The sequence below is a fragment of the Paraburkholderia silvatlantica genome, assembly GCF_003096715.1.
Classification (GTDB): Bacteria; Pseudomonadota; Gammaproteobacteria; order Burkholderiales; family Burkholderiaceae; genus Paraburkholderia; species Paraburkholderia silvatlantica.
In genome coordinates, this window is record NZ_QEOL01000074.1 from 1 (window position 1) to 1,368 (window position 1,368).

At 64.3% G+C, this 1,368-nt stretch carries 1 pseudogene; it reads right to left on the minus strand.

Annotated features, from left to right (window positions below):
• Window positions 1-175: 175 nt before the first annotated feature.
• Window positions 176-1,314 (minus strand): annotated as a pseudogene (locus C7411_RS36805) (IS3 family transposase); the annotation flags it as partial.
• Window positions 1,315-1,368: the final 54 nt, after the last annotated feature.

Here is a 1,368-nt window from a genome sequence, read left to right on the forward strand (position 1 = left end):
TGAGGTTGACCCGGTTCGACGGACGGATCTGCAGTTGGTTTTAGCCAGGTATGGATCCTCCTGTTGCGTCGCGGGTTGTCCACGGCCGGGCGGCGGGTCGCCTGTCTCGACCATGACGCTGCCCGGCGGTGGGCAACCCGCAAGGCAGCACGGTTTTCGTTTTATCGTTTAGATTCTCGAATTCGAGCGGCGAGCAATAGCCGATGCTGCTGTGCAAACGGTGCAGGTTGTACCACCCCTCCAGGAACCAGAAGATGCGCTGGCGTGCCTGTTCATGGGTCGCGAAGTGTTCGCGCATGAGCAGTTCGGCCTCCAGTGTGCCGAAGAACGATTCGCACATCGCGTTGTCGTACGCGTCGCCGGCCGTCCCCATCGACGGTTGCACGCCGGCTTCGCGGCATCGTCGCCCAAAGGCAATGGAGGTGTATTGACACCCCTGGTCCGAATGTAGAACTACGCCCTCGTGGCGTCGCTGCTGTAGCGCCATGTCCAGCGCTCGCAGCATCAGTTCGGTATACAGATGGTTTGACATCGCCCAGCCCACGATACGCCTGCTAAACACATCGAGTACCACCGCTAGATACAGGAACCCCGCCCCGGTCGGCACGTAGGTCGCGTCCGCCACCCACAGCACGTTTGCCGTGTCCGCCCTGAAGTGCCGCTGCACCAGATCCGGCGCACGCCGCGCCTCCGCGCGTGGCCGTGTGGTGCGTGGCCAGCGCCCCCGGGTGGCGCCACACAGCCCCGCCATGCGCATCAGGCGCGCCACCCGCTTGCGTCCCACATGCACCCCTTCGCGCGCGAGCTGCGCATGGATGCGCGGTGCGCCGTACGTGCCGCGCGAACTTGCATGCAGCGTACGGATGCGCGCGAGCAGCTGCGCATCGCTGCAAGACCGATCTGATGGCTCACGCGCCAGCCACGCGTAGTAGCCACTCGTGGAGACCCCGAGCAGCCGTGCCATCGTGGCAATGGGCCACCTGGCCCGGTTCGCTCTCATGAATCCGTACCGCCCTTCGGGGGTACGGCTCCCGTCTCGCGCGCGAACCAGGCCGCCGCCTGCGAGAGTATGTCGCGCTCCATCTTTAGCTGACGGTTCTCGCGGCGCAGCTTCGTAAGCTCTTGCCGTTCGGCCGTAGTGAGTCCGTCATGACGCACGCCCGCATCACGATCGGCCTGCACGACCCAGTTGATGATCGACTGCGCCGTTGGCTCGAACTCGCGCGCGAGCTCCTCGGGCGTACGCCCGGCCTTCACAAGCTCGACCATGCGAGCCCGGAATTCCGCAGGGTATGGGGTACGATGCTTGCCCATTTCCGGCACCTCCTTCTCAAAAGAATAGGTGTCCGTTTTTCTGGGTCAATCTCA